The sequence below is a fragment of the Achromobacter sp. UBA4530 genome (genome assembly GCF_002388205.1).
Classification (GTDB): domain Bacteria; phylum Pseudomonadota; class Gammaproteobacteria; order Burkholderiales; family Burkholderiaceae_B; genus Achromobacter; species Achromobacter animicus.
Map to the genome: position 1 here is coordinate 39,952 of NZ_DGMA01000019.1, position 26,550 is coordinate 66,501.

At 66.8% G+C, this 26,550-nt stretch carries 15 protein-coding genes; 12 read left to right on the forward strand and 3 right to left on the reverse strand.

Annotated elements, in window-relative coordinates; genetic code table 11:
- Window positions 1-212: 212 nt before the first annotated feature.
- From B2W22_RS15075 to B2W22_RS15125, 11 genes are all read left to right on the forward strand, one after another.
- Window positions 213-584: a helix-turn-helix domain-containing protein gene (locus B2W22_RS15075; protein WP_175123629.1), complete on the forward strand. Its 372-nt coding sequence runs from the start codon at window positions 213-215 to the stop codon at window positions 582-584.
- Window positions 585-791: 207 nt separating this feature from the next.
- Window positions 792-2,072 (forward strand): efflux RND transporter periplasmic adaptor subunit, encoded by a 1,281-nt coding sequence (locus B2W22_RS15080; RefSeq protein ID WP_286938429.1) that lies wholly within the window; start codon window positions 792-794, stop codon window positions 2,070-2,072.
- A 65-nt stretch (window positions 2,073-2,137) separates the two neighbouring features.
- A complete protein-coding gene (locus tag B2W22_RS15085) occupies window positions 2,138-5,368 on the forward strand; it encodes a multidrug efflux RND transporter permease subunit (protein WP_175123627.1) in 3,231 nt (1,076 codons plus the stop codon).
- On the forward strand, window positions 5,365-6,858 hold the full coding sequence (locus B2W22_RS15090) for an efflux transporter outer membrane subunit (protein ID WP_175183948.1): 1,494 nt from the start codon (window positions 5,365-5,367) through the stop codon (window positions 6,856-6,858). Before B2W22_RS15085 ends, B2W22_RS15090 begins: the two co-directional genes overlap by 4 nt.
- Window positions 6,855-7,595: a pyridoxine 5'-phosphate synthase gene (pdxJ, locus tag B2W22_RS15095; RefSeq protein WP_175123625.1), complete on the forward strand. Its 741-nt coding sequence runs from the start codon at window positions 6,855-6,857 to the stop codon at window positions 7,593-7,595. Before B2W22_RS15090 ends, pdxJ begins: the two co-directional genes overlap by 4 nt.
- A 38-nt stretch (window positions 7,596-7,633) precedes the next feature.
- Window positions 7,634-8,068, forward strand: coding sequence for a holo-ACP synthase (acpS, locus tag B2W22_RS15100; protein WP_370633063.1), 435 nt, complete (start codon window positions 7,634-7,636; stop codon window positions 8,066-8,068).
- Window positions 8,069-8,127: 59 nt separating this feature from the next.
- Window positions 8,128-9,186: a beta-N-acetylhexosaminidase gene (gene nagZ, locus B2W22_RS15105; RefSeq protein WP_175123623.1), complete on the forward strand. Its 1,059-nt coding sequence runs from the start codon at window positions 8,128-8,130 to the stop codon at window positions 9,184-9,186.
- Window positions 9,149-10,975: an excinuclease ABC subunit UvrC gene (gene uvrC / locus B2W22_RS15110; RefSeq protein ID WP_175123622.1), complete on the forward strand. Its 1,827-nt coding sequence runs from the start codon at window positions 9,149-9,151 to the stop codon at window positions 10,973-10,975. The genes nagZ and uvrC overlap by 38 nt, the downstream gene beginning before the upstream one ends.
- Window positions 10,976-11,252: 277 nt before the next feature.
- Window positions 11,253-11,825, forward strand: a complete 573-nt coding sequence (gene pgsA, locus B2W22_RS15115; protein WP_175123621.1) for a CDP-diacylglycerol--glycerol-3-phosphate 3-phosphatidyltransferase — start codon at window positions 11,253-11,255, stop codon at window positions 11,823-11,825.
- A 245-nt stretch (window positions 11,826-12,070) separates the two neighbouring features.
- Window positions 12,071-13,378: an MFS transporter gene (locus B2W22_RS15120; RefSeq protein WP_286938432.1), complete on the forward strand. Its 1,308-nt coding sequence runs from the start codon at window positions 12,071-12,073 to the stop codon at window positions 13,376-13,378.
- A gap of 173 nt (window positions 13,379-13,551) precedes the next feature.
- Window positions 13,552-14,553 (forward strand): cytochrome-c peroxidase, encoded by a 1,002-nt coding sequence (locus tag B2W22_RS15125; protein WP_175123619.1) that lies wholly within the window; start codon window positions 13,552-13,554, stop codon window positions 14,551-14,553.
- A 141-nt stretch (window positions 14,554-14,694) separates the two neighbouring features.
- Here the strand turns inward: B2W22_RS15125 and queF are convergent, their stop codons facing one another.
- Window positions 14,695-15,519, reverse strand: a complete 825-nt coding sequence (gene queF, locus B2W22_RS15130) for an NADPH-dependent 7-cyano-7-deazaguanine reductase QueF (RefSeq protein WP_279974296.1) — start codon at window positions 15,517-15,519, stop codon at window positions 14,695-14,697.
- Between the two features lie 321 nt (window positions 15,520-15,840).
- Between queF and aceA the strand changes: the two genes are divergently transcribed.
- Window positions 15,841-17,160: an isocitrate lyase gene (gene aceA / locus B2W22_RS15135; protein WP_175123617.1), complete on the forward strand. Its 1,320-nt coding sequence runs from the start codon at window positions 15,841-15,843 to the stop codon at window positions 17,158-17,160.
- A 177-nt stretch (window positions 17,161-17,337) separates the two neighbouring features.
- Here aceA and B2W22_RS15140 read toward each other — a convergent pair whose 3' ends face one another.
- Window positions 17,338-21,963, reverse strand: coding sequence for a hypothetical protein (locus B2W22_RS15140; protein ID WP_286938435.1), 4,626 nt, complete (start codon window positions 21,961-21,963; stop codon window positions 17,338-17,340).
- A gap of 9 nt (window positions 21,964-21,972) precedes the next feature.
- Window positions 21,973-26,304, reverse strand: a complete 4,332-nt coding sequence (locus tag B2W22_RS15145; RefSeq protein ID WP_286938437.1) for a hypothetical protein — start codon at window positions 26,302-26,304, stop codon at window positions 21,973-21,975.
- Window positions 26,305-26,550: the final 246 nt, after the last annotated feature.

Consider the following 26,550-nt stretch of genomic DNA (forward strand, 5'->3'; position numbering starts at 1 on the left):
AAAGTCGGATTGGTCTGATAGATGAGCGGCGACGGGCGCAGAACCCCGCCGTGAGGGTAGCCTTCCGGGACAAACCGCAACCTTGTTCCGGGACGGGCCGCCCCAAAGCGAGCCACCGGCCGTCCTGGTGGAGATCCGCCTTGAACGCTCCCTTTCCTGATCCCGGTATTGCTTCCGTTCACGCTGGCGTTTCTGCCGGCGTGGCTCCTGGCATGACGGCTGTCGTTGCTGCCGGTGTTACGGCTCCCGGCCCGTGGTCTTCCAGCCAGGCGCACGAACCCGTCGACGGCTGGTGGAGCCTGCTCTATTGGGGCTGGACGCTACAACTGCCCAACGGTGTGCGGCTGGATCTCACCGAGGTCGAGCGCGCCTGCTTTGCGTGCCTGCTAAAGAACCCGCGCCGCGAACTGGCCCGCAGCGAAGTGAAATCCTTGCGTGGCGGCATGAACATGCGGTCGCTCAACGTCGCCATCTGCCGGCTTCGCACCAAGGTCCGCCTTGCGGGCGCACGGCTGCCTTTGCACACGGTGCATGGCGTGGGCTACGCATTCCTGGGCAATCTGCGGGAGCTCGCCACCGGCTAAAAATTGTTGCGGAATTACTCCCGAAAGTTCCCGCGAACCGCCCGAAAGTACGTGATTTCCCCAATATCTGAGTTACATTACTGGGCTATTCACGTGTCGTTGGTGACGCTTGGTCATGATTTGATCGCTGCCTCCTGGCACGTTCGGATTGCTGCGGTTCCTGACGCGATTTCACGACGCGATTCATTACGCTACGCGGGGGTTTCAATGCGGTTTTCGCCTAAACGATTTTCGGGTCTGGCTGTTTCCGGTGGCGTCCTCGCGCTGATATTGGCGGGTTGTGGTGAAAAGCCCCAGATGAATCCTGGCATGCCCCAGGTCAGCGTCGTCACCGTGCAGCCGCAACGCGCACCCATCGTCTCTGAACTGCCCGGCCGCGTGGACGCCGTGCGCGACGCGCAGATCCGCGCCCGTGTCACCGGCATCGTGCAGCGCATCACGTTCGAGCAGGGCGGCGATGTGAAAGAAAACCAGCTGCTGTTCAAGATCGATCCGGCGCCCTACAAGGCCGCCTACGATCAGGCAACGGCGCAGTTGAAGCAGGCGCAGGCCAACCTGTTCAGCGCCAAGCTGCTGGCCGACCGCTACGCCCCGCTGGTCAAGGCCAACGCCGTCAGCAAGCAGGAATATGACAACGCCGTGGCATCCTTCCGCCAGGCCGACGCCACCGTCGCCGCCGCCAAGGCCGCGCAGGACAACGCCGCGATCAATCTGAGCTACACGGACGTCACCTCGCCGATCACCGGCCGCATCGGCAAGCCGCTGGTCACCGAAGGCGCGCTGGTCGAATCCACCTCCGCCACGCAGATGGCCACGGTGCAGCAGCTGGACCCCATCTACGTCGACTTCACGCAGTCCACCGCCGACCTGGCCGCGCTGCGCCGCGCCTTTGCCAGCGGCCGGCTGCAGCAGGTGGGCAAGGACGCGGCCCGCGCCACCGTCGTGCTCGAAGACGGCTCCGAATACGATCACCCCGGCAAGCTGCTGTTCACGGGCATCACCGTGGATCCCAGCACGGGCCAGGTGAACCTGCGGGCCGAAGTCCCCAATCCCGACGGCATCCTGCTGCCCGGCATGTATGTGCGCGTCCGGCTGGAGCAGGGCTTTGACGACGTTGCCCTGATGGTTCCCCAGCAGGCGCTGCAACGCACGGCCGACGGCAAGCAGAGCCTGATGCTGGTGCGCGACAACAAGATTGCGCAGTCGCCGGTCACCACCGGTGGCGCCTTCCAGAACAACTGGCTGATCACCAGCGGCCTGAAGGCCGGCGACGTGGTGGTGGTCGAGGGCTTCCAGAAGATCCGCCCCGGCGCGCCGGTGCAGGTCAGCCAATGGAAACAGGGCGGCGCGCCAGCCGCGCAGCCTGGCGCCAAGCCCGCTGAGGGTGCCGCAGCCCCCGCCGCCAAGCCCGCCGAATCCGCCCCGCAGCCCGGCGCCAAGCCGGCCGAACCTGCCCAGCAGGACAAGGCCGCAGGCCAGAAATCGTAAGCGGCACGCGGCGCAGCAAGCGCCGCGTTCCTCTTTGGTGAGCATCGCTTTCAGAGTCAGCCCACATGCCGCAATTTTTTATCGATCGACCAATCTTCGCCTGGGTAGTCGCCCTTTTCATTCTGCTGGCAGGGGTGTTGGCCATCCCGAACATGCCGGTCGCGCAGTACCCCGATGTGGCGCCGCCCGCCATCACGATCACGGCCACCTACCCGGGCGCGTCCGCCCCGGAAGTAGCCGAGTCGGTCACCAGCATCATCGAAGACCAGCTCAACGGCGCCAAGGGCCTGATCTATTACGAGTCGGTCAGCGATTCCTACGGCACCTCGACCATCACCGCCACGTTTGCGCCCGGCACCAATCCCGACCTGGCACAGGTGGACGTGCAGAACCGCGTGTCCAACGTGATCGCCCAGTTGCCGGCCGCCGTGCAGCAGCAGGGCCTGCAGTATGAGCAGACCAGCACCGGCTTTCTGATGATCGTGACGCTGTCGTCCACGGACGGCACCCTGGACCAGACGGCCCTGGCCGACTACATCACCCGCAACGTGAAGAATCCGGTGTCCCGGGTGCCGGGCGTGGGCCAGTTCCAGCTCTTTGCCGCGCCGCGCGCGATGCGCATCTGGGTGGACCCGGCAAAGCTCGTGGGTTTCAACCTCAGCATGTCAGAGGTCAACAACGCCATCGCCGGCCAGAACGTGCTGATCTCCGGCGGCAGCATCGGCGCGCCGCCCAATCCGGATTCGCAGCGCATCACGGCCACGGTCACGGCCAACGGCCAGCTCAGCACGGTCGACGGCTTCGGCCGGATCGTCCTGCGCGCCAATACCGACGGCTCCAAGGTGCTGCTGCGCGACGTCGCCCGCATCGAGGTCGGCGCCGACAACTATCAGTTCGGCGCCCGCCTGAACGGCAAGCCGACGGCCGCCTTCGCCATTGTGCTGTCGCCCAACGCCAACGCGCTGGCCACGGCGCAAGGCGTGCGCAACCAGATGCAGGAGCTGTCCAAGTACTTCCCGGACAACATCCAGTACTCGGTGCCGTACGACACCGCGCCCTACGTCAAGGTGTCCATCGAACAGGTGCTGCACACCCTGGCTGAAGCCATGGTGCTGGTGTTCCTGGTCATGTATCTGTTCCTGCAGAACGTGCGGTACACGCTGATCCCGGCGCTGGTCGTCCCAGTGGCCATGCTGGGAGCGTTCGCGGTGATGCTGGCGCTTGGATTCTCGATCAACGTGCTGACCATGTTCGCGATGGTGCTTGCCATCGGGATTCTGGTGGACGATGCCATCGTGGTCGTCGAAAACGTTGAACGGATCATGGCGACCGAGGGCTTGCCGCCCAAAGAGGCCACCAAGAAGGCCATGCCGCAGATCAGCGGCGCCATCATCGGGATCACGCTGGTGCTGGTGACAGTGTTCCTGCCGCTGGCCTTCATGAGCGGCTCGGTGGGCGTGATCTACCGTCAGTTCTCGGTGGCCATGGCCGTGTCCATCTTCTTCTCGGCACTGCTGGCGCTGACCTTCACGCCGGCGCTGTGCGCCACCATCCTCAAGCCGGTGGCCAAGGGCCACCACGAGGACAAGAAGGGTTTCTTCGGCTGGTTCAACCGCAAGTTCGACGCCACTACCCACGGCTACCAGAACTGGGTGTCGCGCATCCTGCACAAGGGCGGCCGGATGATGCTGGTGTTCCTGGTGCTGGTCCTCTTGCTGGGCTGGCTGTACCTGCGTCTGCCGTCGTCGTTCCTGCCCGAGGAAGACCAGGGCTATGTGGTCAGCAACATCGAGCTGCCCACCGGCGCCAGCGCCAATCGCACGGTCGAGGTCATCGAGCAGGTCGAGAAATACTTCCAGGGCATTCCGGCCGTCGAGAACATCATCGCCGTGCAGGGCTACAGCTTCAACGGCAACGGCCTGAACGCCGCCATTGCGTTCACCACCCTCAAGGACTTCAAGGACCGCAAGGAGCGCCAGGATTCCGCCGGCGCCATTGCGTTCACCGCTTTCGAAAAGCAGCTCATGGGCATCCATGACGCGCAGGTGTTCACGCTGGTGCCGCCGGCCATTTCGTCGCTGGGCAACGCCACGGGCTTCGACCTGCGCCTGCAGGACCGCGGCGCGGCCGGCACCGAGGCGCTTGCCGCGGCCACCGCCCAGCTGATGGGCGAGGCCATGAAGAGCCCGATCCTGTCGCAGGTCCGCATCACGGGCCTGTCGGCGGGCACGCAGCTCACGCTGAACATCGACCGCGACAAGGCGGCCGCGTTGGGCGTGGACTTCAATGAAGCCGCCTCGCTCATTTCCACCGCCGTCGGCTCGGCGTATCTCAGCAAGTTCCCCAACATGGGCCGGATGCAGAACATCTGGGTCCAGGCCGATGCGCCGTACCGCATGCAGTTGTCCGACGTGCTCAAGCTGAACGCGCGCAACGGGCAGGGCGGGATGGTGCCGCTGTCGACGTTCGTGTCGGCGGAATGGGTTCAGGGGCCGGTGCAGGTGGTGCGCTACAACAGCTACGAGTCCATGCGTATCGGCGGGGCCTCGGCGCCGGGCTACTCCACCGGCCAGGCCATGGAAGAAATGCAGCGTCTGGTCGCGCAGTTGCCGCAAGGCTTCGGCTACGAGTGGACCGGGCTGTCCTACCAGGAATTGCAGGCCGGCAACCAGGCCCCGATCCTGATGGGCTTGTCGCTGCTGGTCGTGTTCCTGGTGCTGGCCGCGCTGTACGAAAGCTGGGCCATCCCCATTTCCGTCATGCTGGTGGTGCCGCTGGGCATGCTGGGCGCGGTGGCGCTGGTCAGCGCGCTGGGCATGTCCAACGACGTGTACTTCCAGGTCGGGATGGTGACCGTGATCGGCTTGGCGGCCAAGAACGCCATTCTTATCGTGGAGTTCGCCAAGGACCAGTACGCCCGCGGCATGGGGCTTTATGAATCCGCGGTCGAGGCGGCGCGACTGCGTTTCCGTCCGATTCTGATGACGTCGCTGGCGTTCATCCTGGGCGTGATCCCGCTGGCGATGGCCACCGGCGCCGGTGCGGCCAGCCAGCGCGCAGTGGGCCTGGGCGTGCTGGGTGGCATGCTGGCCGCCACGCCGTTCGCCGTGATTTTCGTGCCGACGTTCTTCGTGGTGGTGCTGGGTCTCTTCAAGACCCGCCCGCGCCTGTTGGGCGCCGAAAAGCGTCTCTTCGAGGAAGAACAGGCTGCCAAGAAGGCGGAGGCCGAAAAGGCGTCCTTGCCCGGAACGCCGCAGCCCGCACAACCCACTGGTGGCCAGGAGGGCAAGGAATGAAAGCCCTGATGTTCAGACAGACCGCCTTGTCCGCCTTTGTGGCGGTGGCGTTGGCCGGCTGCTCGCTGGCTCCCGATTACAAGCGTCCCGACGCGCCGGTCAGCCCGGCGTGGCCCGACCAGCCCAAGGTGCAGTACGGCGCGTACACGCGCGCCACCACGCTGGGCTCGCAGCCCGCCGCCGATGTGATGCCGCAAGCCGGCACGCCTGCCGCGGACCTGGGCTGGCGCGAATTTTTCCGCGACCCGCGCCTGCAGGCGTTGATCGAACTGTCGCTGGTCAACAACCGCGACCTGCGTGTCGCCGTCCAGCGTGTCGAAGAAGCCAGGGCGCAGTACGGCATCCAGCGCGGCGCGCAGTGGCCCAGCATCGGCGCCGGCATCCAGGGCCAGCGTCAGCATCTGCCGGCCAACATGCGACCCGGCGGTCCCGATTCCAGTTCCATCAGCAGTTCGTACCAGGCTGGGATCGGTCTGACGACCTTCGAGATCGACCTGTTCGGCCGCCTGCGCAACCTGTCCGAAGCCGCGTACCAGCAGTACCTGTCGACGGAACAGGCACAAAAAAGCGTGCACATCACGCTGGTCGGATCCGTCGCGCAGTCGTATTTCAATCTGCGCGCGGCCGAGGTCCAGCTGGAATTGACGCAGCGCACGCTGGCCTCGCGCCAGGAATCGTATGACCTGGTCAAACGCCGTTTCGATGGCGGCGTCGCGTCCGAACTGGACCTGAACCAATCCAAATCGCTGCTGGACACGGCCTCCGCCGACCTGGCGCAACTGGCCCGCGCCCGGTCGCAAGCCATGAACGCGCTGGTGCTGGTGGTGGGCACGCCGCTGCCCGACACGCTGCCCCCGCCGGCCACCTTCGGCCGCGACCAGTTGCTGGCCACGGTGCCGTCCGGCCTGCCGTCCGACCTGCTGGAACGCCGTCCCGACATCGCGGCCGCCGAAAACCAGTTGCTGTCCGCCAATGCCAACATCGGCGCGGCGCGCGCGGCGTTTTTCCCGACCATCTCGCTGACCGGCCTGTTGGGCGTGGCCAGTCCGTCGCTGGGCGACCTCTTCAAGGGCGGGCAGGGCTACTGGAGCTTCTCGCCGTCGATCACGACGCCGCTATTTGCCGGCGGCAGCATCCGCGAGGGACTGAGCCTGGCCAAGGCGCGCGACAATATCGCCGTCGCGCAGTACGAACAGACCATCCAGCAGGCGTTCCGCGAAGTGTCGGACGCGCTGGCGGGCGAGGCCACCTACGGGGCGCAGCTTGACGCCCAGCGCGCGCTGCAGGATTCGTCGGCGCGGACGCTGGAGTTGTCGAATTTGCGTTATACCAACGGTATCGACAGCTACCTGCAGGTGCAGACCGCGCAGGTGGACTTTTTCAACGCCCAGCTGTCGCTCGTGCAAACCGGCCTGGCCGCGCTGATCAACCGCGTGGAGCTGTACAAGGCGCTGGGCGGCGGCTGGGAAGAAACAACGAAAGTGCAATGATAGAACTCGGTGTAAATATTGATCACGTCGCCACGCTGCGGCAGCAGCGCCATACGGCTTATCCCGACCCGATCGCCGCGGCGCTGCGCGCCGAAGATGCTGGCGCCGACCTGATCACGCTGCATCTGCGCGAAGACCGGCGCCACATCCAGGACGCCGACGTTTACGCGATCCGCCCGCAACTGCGCACCCGCATGAACCTGGAATGCGCGGTCACGCCGGAAATGCTGGAGATCGCCTGCGCGGTCAAGCCCAGCGACGTCTGCCTGGTGCCCGAAAAGCGCACCGAGCTCACGACCGAAGGCGGGCTGGAAGTGGCCGGCGCGTTTGGCCCCGTATCCGACGCCGTGGCGCTGCTGGCCGAAGCCGGCATCCGCGTGTCGCTGTTCATCGATCCGGACCCGGTCCAGATCGCCGCTGCCGCCAAGGCCGGCGCACCCGTCATCGAACTGCACACCGGCGCCTACGCCGAAGCCGAGGGCGAAGCCGCCGAAGCGGAACTGCAACGCATCCGCGTGGCCGTGGCCGAAGGGCTGCGCCACGGACTGCGCGTGAACGCCGGCCATGGCCTGCACTATGGCAACGTCAAGCCGGTGGCCGCGCTGGACGGCATTTCCGAACTCAACATCGGCCACGCCATCGTCGCGCAGGCTATCTTCGACGGCTGGGAAAAGGCCGTGCGCGACATGAAGGCGCTGATGGTGCAGGCGCGCCTGCACGCGCTGCGCGGGCTTTGAACGCGGGCCGATGACGCGTTTTGACCGCTAGCCAGGCGATGCCGATGTCCGACTCTTCTTCCGCCACGCCCGCCGGCGCCATTGCCGGCATCGGCATGGACCTCCTGCGCATCGACCGCATCGAGCGCGCGCTCGCCCGCCACGGCGACCGGTTTGCCGAAAAGATCCTCGGCCCCGAGGAACTCCTGAAATTCCACGCCCGCCGCGCCCGCGACCCGGTGCGCGGGCTGCGCTTTCTGGCCACCCGCTTTGCCGCCAAGGAAGCGTTTTCCAAGGCGATCGGGCTGGGCATGCGCATGCCAATGACGTGGCGGCGCGTGCAGACGCTGAACGCGCCGGGCGGCCGCCCCGTGCTGGTGATCGCTCCCGAACTGCTGAGCTGGTACGCTGACCGGTTTGGCGCGGCCCACGTTTCCATTACCGATGAATCCGACATGGCCGCCGCGTATGTGGTGGTCGAGCGCAAGCCCTAAGCCCTGCACTCGGGGCCATCCCCGCCGGCTTGCCGCACCCAGTTACAAGGACAGCCTCCATGGCCAAGAAAAAATCCAAGGCGGTCCTGCCCCCCGGCCCCGTGATGGTCGATGTGGCGGGATATTCGCTCACCAAGGCGGAAAAGAAGCGCCTGCGCCACCCGCTGGTGGGCGGCGTCATCCTTTTTGCCCGCAATTTCGAGAACCGCGCCCAGCTCACCGCGCTGACGCGCCAGATCCACAAGGCCCGCAAGGAGCCGCTGCTGATCCTGGTGGATCACGAAGGCGGCCGCGTGCAGCGCTTCCGCGAGGACGGCTTCACGCCCTTGCCCCCGATGCGCGCGCTGGGCGAATTGTGGGACACCGATCCCCTGCAGGCCATGCGCCTGGCGACCGAGGCCGGTTACGTCCTGGCCGCCGAGCTGCGCGCCTGCGGCGTGGACATGAGCTTCACCCCGGTGCTGGACCTGGACTACGGCGTCAGCAAGGTGATAGGCAACCGCGCCTTCCACCACGATCCCCGCGTGGTGACGATGCTGTCGCGCGCCTTGGTTCAGGGCTTGGCGCTGGCCGGCATGTCGTCCTGCGGCAAGCACTTCCCCGGCCACGGTTACGTGGGCGCCGACTCGCACCACGAGATTCCGGTCGATCCGCGCACGCTCGATGAAATCCTGAAGGACGACGCCGCGCCCTATGCATGGCTGGGCGACGCCGTGCTGCCGTCCGTCATGCCCGCGCACGTCATCTACCCCAAGGTGGACAAGCATCCCGCCGGTTTTTCCAAGCGCTGGGTGCAGGACATCCTGCGCAAGCGACTGGGCTACGATGGCGTCGTGTTCTCGGACGACCTGACGATGGAAGGCGCCTCGGTCGCGGGCGACATCCTGGACCGCGCCAACGCCGCGCTGCGCGCCGGCTGCGACATGGTGCTGGTGTGCAACCGCCCGGACCTGGCCGACGACCTGCTGGCGCGCCTGGAATTCGACCATGCGCCCGAGTCCGTGGCGCGCATCCGGCGCCTGATGCCGCGTTTCGATGCGCCCGATTGGGACACCCTGCAAGCCGAAAGCCGTTACCAGAATGCCCGACGACTTCAATCTCAAATCGTTCCTGTCTGACCTGCCGCATCTGCCGGGTGTCTACCGGCACCTGGATGCGGCCGGCGAGGTCATGTATGTCGGCAAGGCGCGCGACCTGAAGAAGCGCGTCTCGTCGTATTTCCAGAAGACGCTGTCCAGCCCGCGCATCGCCCAGATGGTGGCGAAGGTGGCGCGGCTTGAGGTCACGGTGACGCGCTCGGAAGCCGAAGCGCTGATCCTGGAAAATAACCTCATCAAGAGCTTGAAGCCGCGCTACAACATCCTGTTTCGCGACGACAAGTCCTATCCGTACCTGCACATCACCGGGCATGAATGGCCGCGCATCGCGTATTACCGCGGCGCCACCAACAAGCGCGGACAGTTCTTCGGCCCGTTCCCCAACGCCTGGGCGGTGCGCGAAACCATCCAGATCCTGCAGAAGGTGTTTCGCCTGCGCACCTGCGAAGACAGCGTCTTTGCGAACCGCTCGCGCCCCTGTCTGCTGCATCAGATCGGGCGCTGCTCCGCGCCGTGCGTCGGCGCGATCGAAGCGGCCGAATACGAGCGCGACGTGCACCGGGCCGTGCGCTTTCTGAACGGCGAGGCCAAGGACGTCATGGGCGAGATCGAGGCCCGCATGCTGCAGGCCTCCATGGAACTGCGCTTCGAGGAAGCCGCGGCGCTGCGCGACCAGATGGGGTCGCTGGCGCGCGTGCTGCACCAGCAGACCATGGAAAACGTCAGCGGCGAGGACACCGACATCATTGCGGTGGCCATCGCCGGCGGCAAGGTCTGCGTGAACCTGGCCATGGTCCGCGGCGGCCGCCATCTGGGCGACAAACCGTTCTTTCCGTCGCACGCCGAGGGCGAGGCCGCGCCGCAGGTGCTGGAGGCCTTTGTGGCCCAGCATTACACCGACAACGCGATGCCCCCCATCCTGGTCTGTTCGCATACCTTGCCCGATCCCGAGCTGATCGCGCTGCTGGTCGAGCAATCCGGCGGCCGGCCGTCCCGCGTGCTGACGCGCCCGCAGGGCACGCGCCGGTCCTGGCTGGAACAGGCCTCCAAGAACGCCGAGATGGCGCTCGCCCGCGCGCTGACCGAATCCGGCGCCCGCGCCGCCCGAACGCTGGCGCTGGCCGAAGCCCTGGATCTGGACACGGACGAAGCCGCGCTGGACGCCCTGCGCATCGAATGCTTCGACATCAGCCACACTGCCGGCGAAGCCACCCAGGCGTCCTGTGTGGTGTTTGAACACCACGACATGCAGCCCTCGCTGTACCGCCGCTACAACATCGCCGGCATCACGCCCGGCGACGACTACGCCGCGATGCGCCAGGTGCTGACCCGCCGCTTTGCCAAGGTCGCCGACGGCGACGCGCAGATGCCGGGCCTCGTCCTCATCGACGGCGGCAAGGGCCAGGTCGAGGTCGCACGCAAGGTCTTCGCGGAACTGGGCCTGGACATCCAGACCCTGGTCGGCGTGGCAAAGGGAGAAGGGCGCAAGGTCGGCCTGGAAACCCTGGTCTTCGCCGACGGCCGCCCGCCCGTCGCGCTAGGCGGCGAATCCGCCGCCCTGATGCTGATCGCCCAGGTCCGCGACGAAGCCCACCGCTTCGCAATCACCGGCATGCGCGCCCGCCGCGCCAAGACGCGCAACGTCTCGCGCCTGGAAGAAATCGAAGGTGTAGGCGCCCGCCGCCGCCAACGCCTGCTGGCCCGCTTCGGCGGCTTCTCCGGCGTCGCCCGCGCCAGCATCGAGGACCTGGCATCGGTGGACGGCATTTCGCAAGACCTGGCAATCCGCATCTACGAGGCGCTGCGCTGAAGCCCCGGAATCGCCCAGATGTCACGAATTTGTGTCACCCTCGACGCCGACCACCGAGACGCCCGAACGTGGAGCCTCGCCGATAAGCTTGACGACGTCCCAGAGCGAACGCTTCAATTCACGCCCAACTCATCAACCCGCCCCCAAATTTCCACCACCCGCCCCGACGAGCAATCCGGGCCGCGCGGATCCGGCTCCGCCGGTCCGCTGCGGCGCCCCTGGGGGAGGCGCCAAAGGCGCTTCGGGGGGGACCGCCCTCTGTTAGGATACGGACACTATGCCAATTAACGTTCCCATTATTCTGACGTGGCTGCGTATCGCCATGATTCCGCTGGTGGTCGGGCTGTTTTATCTGCCCGAAAGCTGGATGTCTGTTCCCATGCGCGACACGCTGGCGGCATGGGCATTCATCATTGCCGCGCTGACCGACTGGTTTGACGGCTGGCTCGCCCGGCGCTGGAACCAGACATCGGCATTTGGCGCCTTCCTGGATCCCGTCGCCGACAAGCTGATGGTCTGCGCCGCCCTCATCGTGCTGCTCGACCTGAGCCGCGTCGATGCCTTCATCTCCCTCATCATCATCGGCCGCGAAATCACCATTTCCGCGCTGCGCGAATGGATGGCCAAGATCGGCGCCAGCGCCAGCGTGGCCGTGCACCGCTTGGGCAAGTTCAAGACCGCCGCGCAGATGATCGCGATTCCGTGCCTGCTGTATAACCAGTCCATCTACGGCATCAACACCAAGCTGCTGGGTGACATCCTGATCATCGTGGCCGCGGTGCTGACGGTCTGGTCGATGCTGTATTACCTGCAGCGCGCCTGGCCCGCAATCCGCGAAAAGGCCATGTGACCGATTTGCCGGGCCGGCTGCGCAACAGCCGGCCCGGTGCAGTTGCAATACCGCACGGCGGCCCGGCTCGCGCAAGACGGCCGCCGTGTCACTTCAAGAGCGATACGCCGGCTCGATCCGGCACGGCACGCGCGCCGCAATCGCCATGAATACGTCGCCCGGACACAAGTCTGCGCGACGCCGGAGACAACCCGCGAGCCGCCCAAGGCGGCCCGCAACCTGCCGCCCATGCGCGGCCTTGTGCAATGAACACCGCTACCGCCGCCACCCCCTTGCTCTCGGACGCCGCCGTACGCCGGCGCGACTGGAAAATCATCCTGCTCATCGGCGTGGCGCATGCCTCGTCCCACTTCTTCCAGCTGGTCCTGCCGTCGCTCTATGGCGCGCTCGGCCTGGAATTCGGGCTGGATTTCGCGCGGCTGGGCCTCCTGGTGTCCACCTTCTACGTGGTGTCCGGCATCGGCCAGGCGTCGTCGGGCTTCGTCGTGGACCGCATCGGGGCGCGTCCCGTGCTGTGGTTCGGGCTGGCGTGCTTTGTGCTGTCGGGTGTGCTGATCGGCTCGGCGAACGGCTACGTCATGCTGATGGCTGCGGCGGTCGTGGGGGGCATCGGCAATTCGGTGTTCCATCCGGCGGACTATTCCATCATCAATCACCGCATCACCGCGCCGCGGCTGGGCCACGCCTTCTCGACGCACGGTTTGACCGGTAACCTGGGCTGGGCGCTGACGCCCGTGTTCATCACCACCATTACGCTGCTCGCCAACTGGCGCGTCGCGGCTTACAGCGCCGCCGGCCTCGTGGCGCTGGTGCTGTTGCTGACGGTGCTGGGACGCGATCTGCTGGGCGGCCCGTCACCGGTGGAGGCGGGCGGCGACGCCAAGGACGCCGGCAATGCGCCCAAGCCTGCCGCCAAGCCGCAGGAAGGCGTGCTCGCGACCCTGTCCGCGCTGCTTGCCAAGCCCGCGCTGTGGGGCGCATTCCTGTTCTTTGCCTGCACGTCCATTGCGCTGTCCTCGGTGCAGAACTACACGATTCCGCTGCTGGGTCAGCTGTACGACCTGTCCAAGGTCACGGCCAGCTCGGCGTTGTCCGGTTACATGGTCGCCTCGGCCGTCGGCATGGCGGCGGGCGGCTTCCTGGTGTCGGCCAATCCGCGTACCGAGCGTACCGTCATGGTCGCGCTCATCCTGGCCGGTCTGACGCTGGTCGTGCTGGCGCTGGGCCTTGTGCCCGCCGTGCTGGCCGCGCCGGTCGTGGGGCTGGCGGGCTTCTGCTCGGGCGTGGCCGCGCCGTCGCGCGACATGCTGATCCGCCGCGTGACGCCCAAAGGCTCGACGGGGTCGGTGTACGGCCTGGTGTATTCGGGGATGGACGTCGGCTCGGCCCTGGGGCCGCTGGCCTTCGGTCTGCTGCTGGACGCCGGCTTGCGGCAGGGGCCATGGGTGGGCGCGGGCGTGGCGTTCGCCGTGGCCGCTTTCCTGGCGCAGTGGATCGCGGTGCAGGCGCGCCGCGCCGAACCGCCCGCCGCGGTGGCCGCCGCGCGCCCCTGACCGCTGGACACCCTTGATCCGCCTTGACGGCGCCGACGCCATGTTGCGCGCCGTCAAGCTTCGGTTTCGGTCTCTGGCGCCGGCCGGCGCCGATTGACGCCTCGCAAGGTCACTGCATGGCTTCCTCGCTGTAATAACCACATGGTTGGTCTGGTTATTCACAGGAGAAGCAAATGAGAAAGAAAACAACGTTGCTGGCTGCGGGGCTGGTACTCGGACTGTGGGCAGGGCAGGTCTGGAGCGCATCGCAAGAGCCCATCCAGCCCGTCGAACCGGCGGTTATCAAAGAGCCGGCCAAGGTCGAACTGGGCAAGAAACTCTTCTTCGATCCCCGACTGTCGCGCTCCGGCGCAATCTCCTGTAATTCGTGCCACAACCTGGCCATGGGCGGTTCGGACAACCTGAAGGCCTCCATCGGACACAAGTGGCAGCAGGGCGGCATCAACTCGCCCACCGTGCTCAATTCCAGCCTGAACATTGCCCAATTCTGGGACGGCCGCGCCAAGGACCTGCGCGAGCAAGCCGGCGGCCCGATCGAAAACCCGATGGAAATGGCCTCCACGCACGAATTGGCGGTGCAGGTGCTCAATTCCATCCCCGGTTACCGCGCCGAATTCAAACAAGTCTTCGGCAAGGACAAGATCACCATTGACGAGGTCACCAGCGCGCTGGCCGCGTTTGAAGAAACGCTGGTCACGCCGAATTCGCGCTTCGACCAATGGCTCAAGGGCGACAAGAACGCGCTGACGGTGCGCGAGCTGGCGGGCTATGAGCTCTTCAAGAACAGCGGCTGCGTGGCCTGCCACAACGGCGTGGCGGTGGGCGGCAACTCGTTCCAGAAGATGGGTCTGGTCACGCCCTACGTGACCGAGAACAAGGCCGAAGGCCGCGCCGCGGTCACGGGCAAGGACGCGGACCGCTTCAACTTCAAGGTGCCGACGCTGCGCAATGTGGCGCTGACCTATCCGTACTTCCACGACGGCGAAGCGGCCACGCTGACGCAGGCCGTCGACGTGATGGGCCGCCTGCAACTGGGCCGCACATTCACCGCCGAGGAAAACGGCCAGATCGTCGCGTTCCTGAAGACGCTGACGGGCGACCAGCCGGTCATTCAGTACCCGTTCCTGCCGCCTTCCGAAGACGATACGCCGCGGCCCGAACCGTTCGTGAAGTGATGCGAAAACGGTGAAGGAAAAGCGGTGAAGCAACAGCGGTAAAACAAAACGGCCTTCCCGGGTCAGTTCCCGGGAAGGCCGTTTGCGGTAAGCGCCGGCTATCGATAACCGATATCGGCGCGTATGTGCTTGCTGGAATGCTTACTGCCGAACCGTGCGCACGTCCGCGGGCGGCGCCGCTTCAAAGTTGCTGCGCCACGGATTGATGTCCAGCCCGCCGCGCCGGGTATACCGCGCATACACCGTCAACTGCTCCGGCCCGCAGGCCTGCATGATGTCGCTGAAGATGCGCTCGACGCAGTGCTCGTGGAACTCCGCGTGCTGGCGGAACGACACCACATACCGCAGCAGGGATTCGCGATCGATCGGCTTGCCCCGGTAGCGGATCTGCACCGTCGCCCAATCGGGCTGGCCGGTCACCGGGCAGTTCGACTTCAACAGGCGCGACGCCAGCGTCTCTTCGACCACATCGCCCGCCCGGGTACGCAGCAGTTCGGGCGCGGGCTCGTAGGTGTCGATCTCGATATCCAGCTTGTCTATATAGATGCCGTCCAGCTCGCCCATCTGCAGCTCGGAAAACCGCTGCGGCAGGAAGAAGTCCAGGCCGACCGGCGCGCCCGCGGCTGCGCTCAGGTCGCGTTCCAGCCGGCCGCGCAGGGCTGCCGAATTGACCAGGCGGGTCTGGTTGAACGAATTCAGGTACAGCTTGAACGACTTGGATTCGATGATGTTGGGGCTGTCGGCCGGCACCGAAAACGTCGCCATCGCCACCCGCGGCTTGCCCTTGGCATCCAGCCACGACAGCTCGTAGGCGTTCCACAGGTCCACGCCCGTGAACGGCAGGCTGCCGGCGGTCAGATTGAGCGCTGCGCGGTTGTGCGAACGCGCAATGGGAAACAGCAGCGACGGATCGTATTGCGAGGCGTAGGCCACGCTCTGCCCAAGCGGGCCGTGAGACAGGGTCATAGCAGAGACAAATAGAACGGGGGATGGCGGCATTGTAGGCGCTTAAAAAGCGGCCGATTTTCCACAATGTGAAACGTAATTCTCGGCATGTGAAAGTCCGTGCTGCGCAGCAGCGGGACGGCATTTCACAAACGACAATGGCGTTTCATTATACAAAATCCCGTCTGTAACCCATTGATTTAACTGACTAAGATTTTTCCTCTTGTATAAGACCCGGCGTCACATTGCTCCGCAGCACAGGCATAGACTTTCTCCCATCGATTCACGCAAAGCCAGACGCGAATCTTTTGAAGTCTCTTATCACTGACCAGGAGCATCACAATGAGCAATCGCGAAACCGAAATCCGCAATCTCCAGAAAGATTGGGCCGAAAACAGCCGCTGGCAGGGCATCAAGCGCGACTACAGCGCCGAAGACGTCATCCGCCTGCGTGGCTCGATCAGCGTCGAACACACGCTTGCCCGCCGCGGCGCCACGCGTCTTTGGGAGCTCCTGCACAGCGAGCCGTTCGTCAATTCGCTGGGCGCCCTGACCGGCAACCAGGCCATGCAGCAGGTCAAGGCCGGCCTGAAGGCCATCTATCTTTCGGGCTGGCAGGTCGCCGGCGACGCCAACCTGGCCGGCGAAATGTATCCCGACCAGTCGCTTTACCCCGCCAACTCCGTGCCCCAAGTGGTTCGCCGCATCAACAATTCGCTGACGCGCTGCGACCAGATTCAGTGGATGGAAGGCAAGAACCCGGGCGACGAGGGCTACATCGACTTCTTCGCGCCCATCGTGGCGGACGCCGAGGCCGGTTTCGGCGGCGTGCTCAACGCGTATGAACTGATGAAGGCCATGATCGAGGCCGGCGCGTCGGGCGTCCACTTCGAGGACCAACTGGCTTCCGTGAAGAAGTGCGGCCACATGGGCGGCAAGGTGCTGGTGCCGACCCGCGAAGCCGTGGCCAAGCTGGTGTCGGCCCGCCTGGCCGCCGACACGATGGGCACGCCCACGCTGCTGCTGGCGCGTACCGACGCCGACGCCGCCGACCTGGTGACCAGCGACGTCGACGAAAACGACCGCCCCTTCATCACGGGCGATCGCACGGTGGAAGGCTTCTTCCGCACCCGCGCCGGCATCGATCAGGCCATTTCGCGCGGCCTGGCCTACGCGCCGTACGCCGACCTGATCTGGTGCGAAACGTCCACGCCCAATCTGGAATACGCGCGCAAGTTCGCGGACGCCATCCATCGCCAATTCCCGGGCAAGCTGCTGGCCTACAACTGCTCGCCGTCCTTCAACTGGAAGAAGAACCTGGACGACGGCACCATCGCCAAGTTCCAGCGTGAGCTGGGCGCCATGGGCTACAAGTTCCAGTTCATCACGCTGGCCGGTTTCCACGCGCTGAACTACGGCATGTTCGAGTTGGCCCACGGCTACGCCCGCCGCCAGATGAGCGCCTTCGTGGAACTGCAGCAGAAGGAATTCGCCGCTGCCGAAATGGGCTTCACCGCTGTGAAGCACCAGCGCGAAGTGGGTACGGGCTACTTCGACGCCGTGACGCAGACGATCGAGGGCGGCAAGTCGTCCACGACCGCGCTGACCGGCTCGACCGAAGAAGCGCAGTTCGAACACGGCAAGACGCAGAAGGCCGCATAACGCGGCGGTGTCGATCGGCGGCGCCCGGTTCCCACCTGGGATGCCGGACGCCGCGCGCAGGTGTGTAGTTGCAGGTGCTGTTGTAGGGTGGATTCAAGGGTGCCTGCGGGCACCCTCTTTTTTGCCCGCACCACCCGTCCGCGCCGCCGCATTACAGATCGAACTCACAGATCGATCTCACAGATCGAACACGGCCGAATACACCAGCCGCTCCTCCACCACGCGCCGCTGGCGCACGGCGCCCGCGCGCTGCTCGGGCACGGTGCTGTCGGTGTAATAGCGCTCGTACTCGCGCACCGCGACGCGTGCCGGCTTGCCGCCAAGATCGGGCAGGGGGACGCCCGCGCTCCAGATGACAGGGTCCAGCAGCTCGCCCAGCACGGGGCCTTCGAACACCGGCGGAAAACGCACCACCGGACCGGCAACGATCTCGCCGAGCCGGGCCGGCGCCTCGTGCAACGACACGTCGCGCGGGGTCAACCGGCGCGCCACGTCGGTGACCGCCGGACTGATCGTCTGCGCGATGCCGCCGCTGGCCGGACTGAGCAGGCTGGAGGCCAGCACGCTGGCATCGGTCCACGCCAGGTCGGTGTCCAACGCCGGATCGCGGGTCTGCAGTACCAGCTCGACCCGGTTGCGGCCGGTTTCGCCCGTTTGCCCGGGGCCGGGGATGAACGAGATGTCCAGATACTCGGACTCCATCGGGAACAGCATCGGCCCGTGCGCCGGAACCACGCCGCGCAGCGTGAACGCCAGCCGGCCGCGCTGGCGCGTGAAGACGGCACGGCGGCGCGGCAGCACCTGCGAGAACTCGGCCAGCACGACGCGAGAGAGCTTGGCGCTGTCGATGGCGTTGGGCTGATACCGCGCCAGCGCCAGCCGCGCAAACGGCATATAGCTGCGGCCCGGGTCCAGCTCGATGTCGCAGTACCAGCGCGCACGCTCGTCGTCCCATCGCACGCGGTGACCGACCACGCGCACGCGCTGGCCGGGCATTTCCTGCAACGGCACGTCATCGTCGATGACGCGCGCCGGAAAGTCGGCGGCGCGGGTGCGGTGCTTGGGCAGCGGCGCGTCCCACAGCGGATCCATGCCCCACTGCGTGACCAGCGGCGTCAAGGCGTCGGGCACGTCGGTGAAGTTCTTGTTTTCACCGTAGATCACCACGCCCAATAGTTCGCCGTCGCCCGACGAGAACCACGGGCGCTCCAGCCACACGCGCAGCCCGTTGCCCAGGCGCGTGATGTCCAGCGTGCCGTCGCCCGCGGTCTGCTGCCAGCGGAAGGTGGGGAGCACGTACATGAGGCGCGGCGCATCGGGCGGTGCGCTGGCCGGCACGATGGTGTTGGGCGCTTCGCCGGCCTGCGCCAGCACGGGCGCGCCGGGGTCGTCCGGGGCGCCTTCCTGCACCAGCGGCCCCTGCGCGACGGGCCCCAACACGGTCACCTTATCCGTCTGGTCGTACAGCGCGGGCGGCAGGTACTCGCGGAACCGCGTGGTGGCGCGCAGCCGGTACCGGATCAGCCGGAAGCGCGTATCGCCGAATTCGTGGCGGTTGCCCGGCGCGCGCTGGCGTGTGCCGTTGAACGACTGTTCCGCGATGATGTGGCTCAGGCTGAAGAGGTTGGGATAGTTCTCGGCCAGCGGCATTTCGGCCAGCACGCCGTGACCATCGAGCCGTCTTGGACGCGGCCGCGCCGGATCGTCTTCCCATTCGTGCCAGTCGGCCTCGATCTCGATCTTGCCGGTCGTCGGCCCGTGCAGCCGCACGCGCGCTTCCAGATCGACATGCGCCGCGCCGGATTCGCGCTGCGGTTGGCCGGGCAGCAGCAGGAGCGGGTCGCAGACGGGCTGCTGGGTGGCATGCACCAGCACGAGCGGGCGGTACGGCGTCAGCATCCAGCAGTTGCCCAGGATGGCGGCGGTCTGCAAGGTCTTGCGGCCAGCGTCGGTGCCGGTCCATTCCGGCAGGCCGAACGCTTTGAGCAGTCCGTGGTGCACGAAGCTGGAGTAGCGCAGCCGCGCAATCATGCCCTTGGGCAGGAAGAACGTCAGGATACGGTTGTCCTTGTCCCACTTGGGCATGCCGTCGTCCGGATAGCTTTCGGAGCAGGGCGGATCGGTCAGGGTCGCGGGGCGTTCGGCCAGCGCAATGCGCAAGCCCTGCGTGTCGGGCCATTGGCCCGCATAGGTGACCAGCAGCACCAGTTCACCGGCGGACGGCGTGGCCAGCACGGCGACGCCTTCACCCAGTAATGCCGGTCCCGTGACGCCCGGCAGGCTGTAGCCGGGTTGCGCGCGCAGGCAGATGCCCCAGGCGGCCGCGTCGGGCAGATACGGCGTGCGCACCTGCTCCTCGCCGTGGATCACGTATTGGCCGGCGGCCAGACGCTGACCCGTGGGTTCTTCGGCGCTGGGCTGCTGCGGCGGCACCTGATCCGTCCGGGCGACCTCGGCAAGCGCTTGCGGGGTAATCAGCTCCACCTGCGAACCGGGCAGTTTGTCGAACAGCGTGCCGATGTCGCGCGCCGAAATCTCGTACGCCTTCTTGATGCCATCCGCGGTGCCGAACATGCTGTCGAACAGCCCATGCGTTTCGCATTGCAGCTGGGCGGCTTTCGGCGGCACCACATGCCGTTCGTTGACCGGACTGTAGGTGAAATCGGTGGTGGTCACCGACGCCAGGAAATCCGGGCTGGCCAGATAGACCTGGGGATCCTGACCGCGGTTGCTGCGGATCACCAGACGTTCCAGCGATTCGCCTTCGCTGGTCCGCGTGCGATGCACCAGCGCGGGCGGGTCCACGGGTTCGAAGCGCCAATAGGTCACCGGCTGCGTGACGTTGTCGTCTTTTTCCAGCGACGGATCGTCCGGCGCCAGGCTGTTGCCCGCCAGGTCGACCAGACGCGCGCGAAGCCGGTAGGGCATGCCGTAGCGCAGCCGCGGCAGGCTGCCCTTGACCGCGCTGAAGGTCACCGCCAGCCCGTTGCCCTTGTCCGTGACCGTGTCCTGCACGTCCTCGGGCCGTTCGCCCTGCACGCCGCTTGCCGGGTCCGTCTGGTCGCGCAGCGTGCGCCCGGGGCGCGGGGCGACAAGGCTCCAGCCCGTCCATCGGAACAGCGATTCGTGCAGGTAGTGATCGTCGGGCTGCCCGCCGCCCGTGGCGGACGCGCCTTTGACGTAGCCTTCGTCGTCCGGCAGATCCAGGTCCGGGCCGCCGTCGGTGCAGCGGTACACGCCGTGGCGATGACAGAGCGATTGCCACTTTTGCGGGTCATTGGCCGGGTAGGGCTGTACGTCGATACGGTAGCCGCGCAGCAGGTCTTCCGTGTAGAGCAGCATGCTGCCGGGGGCGCCCTCCAGCGCCGCATTCTTGAGCGCCGCCGAGGCCGCATTCTGCGCGACTTCGCGCGCACGGTCGCGGCGCGAAATGCCCAGGCCGCCGGAACGCAGCGCCGCCACGGGCTGCTTGTCTCCGGTGCTGTAGGTCACCTCACCGTCGGCGCCGTGCTTCAGGCTGCGGCCGATCAGGTTCTGTGCCGTCAAAACGAAGTCGACCGTCTTGAGCGCGGCGCCGTCCGGATCCAGCTGGTAGACGTCGAACAGCGGATTGCGCGGCTCAGTAAGATTCCACCGGTCGTCGGCGCTGCGCAGCCGCAGCATGCCGCGCTCGTGGTCGGGGCTGCGCGGCCGCGTCGTGAAGCGCTCCGCATCGCCCCGCCAGGCCGTCGCGGGAAAGGCGCCACCCTCGGGCTGCCCGCCGTCCCAGCGCGGCACCAAAAAGATTCGGCCCTGGGTTTGCTGCCCGGCGGCAATCCGCTTGTCCAGCGGCGAATCGGCAGGCAGCACGCAGTCGATCACCAGCCCCAGCCGCCGCATCAGCGCCGGGTAATCGCCATACGAGGCCACGATGGCGTGGAAATCCATCTCGGGCTGCTTGGGCGGAGGCGGTACGTTCTTGCCGTCGGGCCGCCGGATCGCGCGCTGGGCGGCAGTGGGCGGATCGCGGCGATAGAAGCGGTTGGCCATGAAGAGCGTGTACTCGCCCTGCGAGCGCCAGCTCGCCATCAGGCTCTGGTCCACACCTTGATGCGCCGGGTCCTGCCACCGGCCCGGCATGGCGCGCAGCGCAAACGTGGGGCCGGCCTGCGGCTTGCCATCGGCCTCGCTGCCGGGGGCAGTGGTCTTGCCGGGATACACGCTGTGCTCGCCATAGACCTGTCCGCGCAGCGCGCGGTCGATGCCGCCTTCGCGATCGCCGAAGAACCGGTCCAGGCCCGGCACCAGCTGTTCGACGCGCTCGCGGCCGTCGCCGCGCACGTGTTCGGTCCGGGTGCCGCAGGCTTCCAGCAGGCCGCGCAACCCGGGATGCGCGTTGCGCCATGGCAGCAGCGTCGGGTGCGTGGTGGTGGCGTTGAGCGCCAGGTTTCCATAATGCTCGCGCGTCAGGCTCAGTACGCTGGCGACGGAAAACGAAAACAGGTTCACGCGGCTCATGTCGCGGAACACAAAGCCCGCCACGGGCGTCGCGGGCGGCAGGAGCCGCGTCCAGAGCTGCGAATCGGCCTGCGGCAGCGTTTCCAGCGGGATCTCCTCGCCATCGGCGTTCAGCGTGAAGCGCGCGCGGGCAAGCGTGGCGGGCCAGTCGACCCAGTCCGCGTAGGCATCCAGCCGCTGCTCGTCGGCGGCCTGCGGCGTGAGCCGGGGCGACGCCACGATGGACACGCGCAGACGGCCGGCGAATTCACCGTCCGGCACGCGGCCGTTGGGAATGACGGTCCACAGGATGGTTTGCTTGGGCATGGGCAGTCCTCAGGCAAAGGCTTCGGCGTATTCGCGCCAGGCGTAGCGGCTGTCGTCGTCGATAAGCGCCAGTTCCTCGTCCAGCGGCAGGTCGGGACGCGGGCCCATCAGGTCGCGGAATCCCGGGTCGCCGTTGGCGCCCGCGAACTTGCGCTCGCAACTGATCTCCACGGTCTTGGAAAACATGAAGATCTCGATCTCGATCGTCAGCGTGGCGCGTCCGGCGCACTTGCCGCTTTCGAACTCGTAGCGCATCTCCAGGTACAGCTCGATCGACACGCTGATCAGGCCCAGCACGCTGACGTACCCGCCCATGCGGAAGTACCCGGTCAGCGAGCACGCGGTCTGCTCCATGCGGAAGTAGATGCCGGCCATGACGTGCACACCGCCCGAGGCCACGCCCAGGTTCACGGACACGCTGGCGCCGAACTCGAACGCCGCCTCCATGATCTGCACGCCCTTCGGATCCAGCGTGATGCCGAAAAAGCCCCCGCCGCCGAACATGCAGACGGACAGGTTGAAGGGTTGCTCGCGCGTGCAGAAGTTGAAGCGCACCGACAGCGGCTGGCCGATGAAGGGCACCGTGAAGCCCGCGCCCAGGCTCAGGTTGGACAGGTTGAACACGCCGATGGCGATGGCCGGCAGCGCCACGTTGTAGCCCGCGTCGATGCCTTGCGGCGTGATGTCCAGATGCGGCGGATCGGAGAAGCCGTCCAGCGGAATCAGGTCGCGCAGCGTTTCCACGAACGACAGCGGCCCGACGAACTTGATGCCCGTCAGCAGCACGTCCACGTTCATCTTGGACGCGGTGTTCACGCGAAACTCGATCTTCTCGAAATTCAGTTCCAGAAAGCTGGCCGGCGCGATCAGCACCAGGTCAAAGCTCTTGAGCGAACACGTCACCGACAGCTTGGGCGCGCTCTGGCCGTTCTTGCGCACCTTGGCTTCCACGGCCACGCGAAAGCCCTGCGGGTCATTGACGCGAAAGAGCGGCGGTTCGCCCGCGACCAGCGACCAGCTCTTGATCGCGGGGTTCCAGTCAAAGCGCAGTGTCAATTCGTCGCCGGTCAGCATCTCCAGCAGCTCGGCGCTGGCCAGCACCGCGTCCATGGCGGTTTTCACGGCGCGCAGCGCGGTGGTCAGCAATTGGCGCGGCGCGCCGTCCAGCAGTACGGAAGCGGCAATCGTGTCGGCCAGCGGTTGCACCGCCGCGGAGACGGCCTGCAGCCGGGGCTTGAGCACCGTGGGGTCCGAGAAGATCGCGCCCAGTTGATCGGGCTGCCCGACCAGTGCATCCAGCGCGTCGTACAGCGTCTTGCCTTGCGTCAGCAGCACGGGCACGACGCCCAGGCCGTTGACCAGGATCTCGGCTGTCCGTGCCGCCTCCAGGAGCGACTGGCGCAGACCCGACGGCAGCGAGACGCCGCCGACTTTGGCGTCCGCCGCGCCCCGCAAGTTGGTGATGGCGCCTTGCGCCGTGGTCAACGCTGCTGGCAGGCCGGGCAGGGCGGGCGCCGTGTCGAAGGACATGCCGGCCAGCTGCGCCACCTGCGCGCTGATCGCCGTGGCAGCCGCCGCCAGCGCGTCCACCTGGTCGCGCGCGTTCTGCACCAGGGGTTGCGCGTACGCCTCGGCCTGCTCCTGCAGGTCGTCCAGCGTGTCGTCCAGCGCGGTGAGGGCGCCTTGCGCGATGCGGCCCGGTTCCTGCACCATGCCCGCCACCAGCCCGTACAGCCGGCCCGCGTCGTTCACCAGGCTTTCGAGCTGCGAGCAGGCCTCGGCCACGAAGCGCGGCACCTTGTCCGCCTGCCCGGCCACGTCCTCCACGACCTGGATCACGTCGCCCAGCGGAATGCAGCCAAACAACAGCGGCAACGGCAGCCCGCCGCCTGACGCGGGGAACACGTCGGCGCCGATCATGCGCCCGGCGATGAAGTCGTCGGCCTTGCCGCTGATCGGGCCCGCCAGCCGCGACAGCGCCGTGGGCCGCAGATTCGGCTGCACGAAGCCGCCCGAGCGGTCGCCCTGCGCCGAGAAGTCCAGGGACGCGCCGCCCTGGTAGCCGGGCTCCGCATCGATGTCGCCGAACACCTGTCCGGCATTGCCGTCAAAGCCGTGCGCCAGGTAGTACGGATTCCATGTCAGCGTGCTGTTCTTTGCGCTGCCGGTCAGCTTGGCCAGCGCGGCGATGCGGATGGCGGCGCGCCGGATGTACGGATAGAAGACGGGGCCGGTCAGGTCGTCGCTGTAGGCCCGCAACTGCACATTGCCCTTGTCGACGACCGCGTCGAATTCCAGCGAGTCGGCCTGCGCAGCGGTGTCGCCCGCCTTCTGGCTGGGCGCCAGCGTTACCTGCTGCTGGTTCATGGGCGCGCTGCGCTGCGACAGCGGGGCGTTTCGCCACGCGGTCCGGGCGGTTTCGGCAAAGTCCTCCGCCTTGTCGAACATGGGCGTCAGCCATTGCCCGGATTGCTTGCGCGGGCAGGCCTCGCCGCCGTCCATGAAGATCATGGGCAGGTCGAACTGCATGACGCGCCCGTCGATGTCCGTGGCCGCGCACGCGAAGCGGAAGGGCGCGCCGCCCACGTAGGGCCAGAACAACAGTTGGCCCAAGATGCCGCCGGGCGATGCCAGCGGCGAATCCAGGTTGGGCGTGGACGAGGTCAGGATGCGCACGCTGGTCAACGGCATCTGACGGTGCAGGAACACGGTGTTGCCCGCCGGATCGCGCGTCACGTAGTCGGGATGCGCAAAGACCTTTTCGCGCTCGCGCACGACGATGAAAAGACGTTGGCGCAGGTACGCCGGATTCCCGCTGCGGTCGCGATGGAACTTGCGTTCGCTGACCTTGATGAGCGAGACGCGATGGCCGAACGGAAACAGCAGGCCTTTGTAGACCACGCGCACATAGTGGTCGCGGCCCATCGTGCCGCGATGCGTCCATTCTTCCAGCGACAGCCCGGGCGCATCCCAGTTGCCGCGAGAATCCAGCCATGCGCCCAGCGCGGACAACATCAGCAGGTTTGTGCCGATGGCCTGCGGCGCGTAATTGGCCACCGAGAAATTGGAAGACAGATGCGCGATCTGGAACCGGTCGAAGTCGTCCATCGGCATGCGGAAGGGACTGATGCCGGGGGCGGGCAGATACGTGCTGGCCGGCACGGGAAAGGCCGATTGCATGGGCTTCGTGGTGCCTTCGCCGCCCAATGCCCAGACCGCGCGCACGGTGCGCTGGGCGTCGGCCTGCGGCGGTTCGACGTCGGGATCGGCCGACGCGGGCGCCAGCAGCCGCGAATGCCATAGCTCCGTATGCAGCGTGGCTGCTGACGTGGCGGGGGATTTGGCGTGGCGCCAGCGCTCCTGTGCATATGGGCTGAGGATCAGCCGCCACGGCAGTTCGATCGCCGTCTGCTGCGCCGTTGGCGGCGCGGGGCGCGGCCCCCGCGGCACGGGGATGGCGATGTCGCCGGCGCGCAGCGGCGGTACGTCGGTCCGGACGGCCGGCAGGCGGTAGGCCCGCAGTCCCGGACTGCCGCTTGCCTGCCGCAGCAGCAGATTGGCGCCGGGGGCGTCGGGCTGCATGGCGATGCGCGCGTTGCGCAAGGCAAAGCTCGACAGCGCCGCGCGCTGCGCCGGGGGCAGCTTGGCCACGCGCTTGTCAAAACCGATCTCCAGCAGGTCGTGCCAGCGAAGCGGGGGGCGCGGCGCCTTGGCCGTGGGCGGCCGTGCGTTGGCGGGCACGGCTAACGGCAGCGACTCGACGGCCTGCAGCACCCGTTCCAGCGTGTACGGCACGTCAAAGCCGTCCGGCACGGTAAAGGCCAGCCGGGACTCGTTGGCGATGCGGGCGCGCACCGGCGGGCCGGTCGGCGGTTCGGCGCCGCCGCCGGACGGCTCGGGCTTGGCGGGCGTGCCGGGACGCGGCGGGTCGGGGTTCTTCGTGCCGGCGGCCGCAGTCTCGAAGAACGTTTCCTCGGCGATGGACTGCGGCGGAAAGTGCAGGATCAACGTCGCGGCGCCGCTGGCGGTTTTTTGCAGCCGCGGCGGCTGTCCCGGCGTGATGGTCAGGTTGCGCAGTTCGATGCGCAAGGCCAGCAGATCGTCGGCGCGCAATACCGGATGGCCGGGACGCGAGCCGTCGAAAAAGTTGCGGTTGTGATCGGGCGGAAAGAGGGGAAGGATGGGCGGGATGCGGACAACGCCGCCATCGATCACCACCCTTGGTCCGCCTGCGGCGAGTCCGCCAGCCGCAGGTTCGCCTGCCGCAGGTTCGCCTGCCGCAGGTTCGCGGCGTTTCACGGTGTCGGTCTTCGCAGCCGGACGAGGCTTTTTCGTGGCCATGCCAGTTCTCCAAACAAGGAACCCGGGAAACAAATCCCTGCCCATGCCCGTGTACGGGCGATGGTCCAGCTACCTGCGAATCGAACTGCGCACAGCGAACTGCTTGAATGTCGGACTGCTTGATTTGCCCGATCTGAATCGAACGGTGCAAGTGGCGAAAATCTATCCGCCCGCCGCGTCTGCCGTCAATGTCGTGACGGGAGGCCGCGCGTGCCCCGGCTGCGGCCGCACACGATTCCACGAGCG

Coding starts and splice junctions, on each gene's coding strand:
- B2W22_RS15075 (WP_175123629.1), top strand. CDS start 213: ATGACGGCTGTCGTTGCTGCCGGTGTTACGGCTCCCGGCCCGTGGTCT.
- B2W22_RS15080 (WP_286938429.1), top strand. CDS start 792: ATGCGGTTTTCGCCTAAACGATTTTCGGGTCTGGCTGTTTCCGGTGGC.
- B2W22_RS15085 (WP_175123627.1), top strand. CDS start 2,138: ATGCCGCAATTTTTTATCGATCGACCAATCTTCGCCTGGGTAGTCGCC.
- B2W22_RS15090 (WP_175183948.1), top strand. CDS start 5,365: ATGAAAGCCCTGATGTTCAGACAGACCGCCTTGTCCGCCTTTGTGGCG.
- pdxJ (WP_175123625.1), top strand. CDS start 6,855: ATGATAGAACTCGGTGTAAATATTGATCACGTCGCCACGCTGCGGCAG.
- acpS (WP_370633063.1), top strand. CDS start 7,634: ATGCCGATGTCCGACTCTTCTTCCGCCACGCCCGCCGGCGCCATTGCC.
- nagZ (WP_175123623.1), top strand. CDS start 8,128: ATGGCCAAGAAAAAATCCAAGGCGGTCCTGCCCCCCGGCCCCGTGATG.
- uvrC (WP_175123622.1), top strand. CDS start 9,149: ATGCCCGACGACTTCAATCTCAAATCGTTCCTGTCTGACCTGCCGCAT.
- pgsA (WP_175123621.1), top strand. CDS start 11,253: ATGCCAATTAACGTTCCCATTATTCTGACGTGGCTGCGTATCGCCATG.
- B2W22_RS15120 (WP_286938432.1), top strand. CDS start 12,071: ATGAACACCGCTACCGCCGCCACCCCCTTGCTCTCGGACGCCGCCGTA.
- B2W22_RS15125 (WP_175123619.1), top strand. CDS start 13,552: ATGAGAAAGAAAACAACGTTGCTGGCTGCGGGGCTGGTACTCGGACTG.
- queF (WP_279974296.1), bottom strand. CDS start 15,519: ATGACCCTGTCTCACGGCCCGCTTGGGCAGAGCGTGGCCTACGCCTCG.
- aceA (WP_175123617.1), top strand. CDS start 15,841: ATGAGCAATCGCGAAACCGAAATCCGCAATCTCCAGAAAGATTGGGCC.
- B2W22_RS15140 (WP_286938435.1), bottom strand. CDS start 21,963: ATGCCCAAGCAAACCATCCTGTGGACCGTCATTCCCAACGGCCGCGTG.
- B2W22_RS15145 (WP_286938437.1), bottom strand. CDS start 26,304: ATGGCCACGAAAAAGCCTCGTCCGGCTGCGAAGACCGACACCGTGAAA.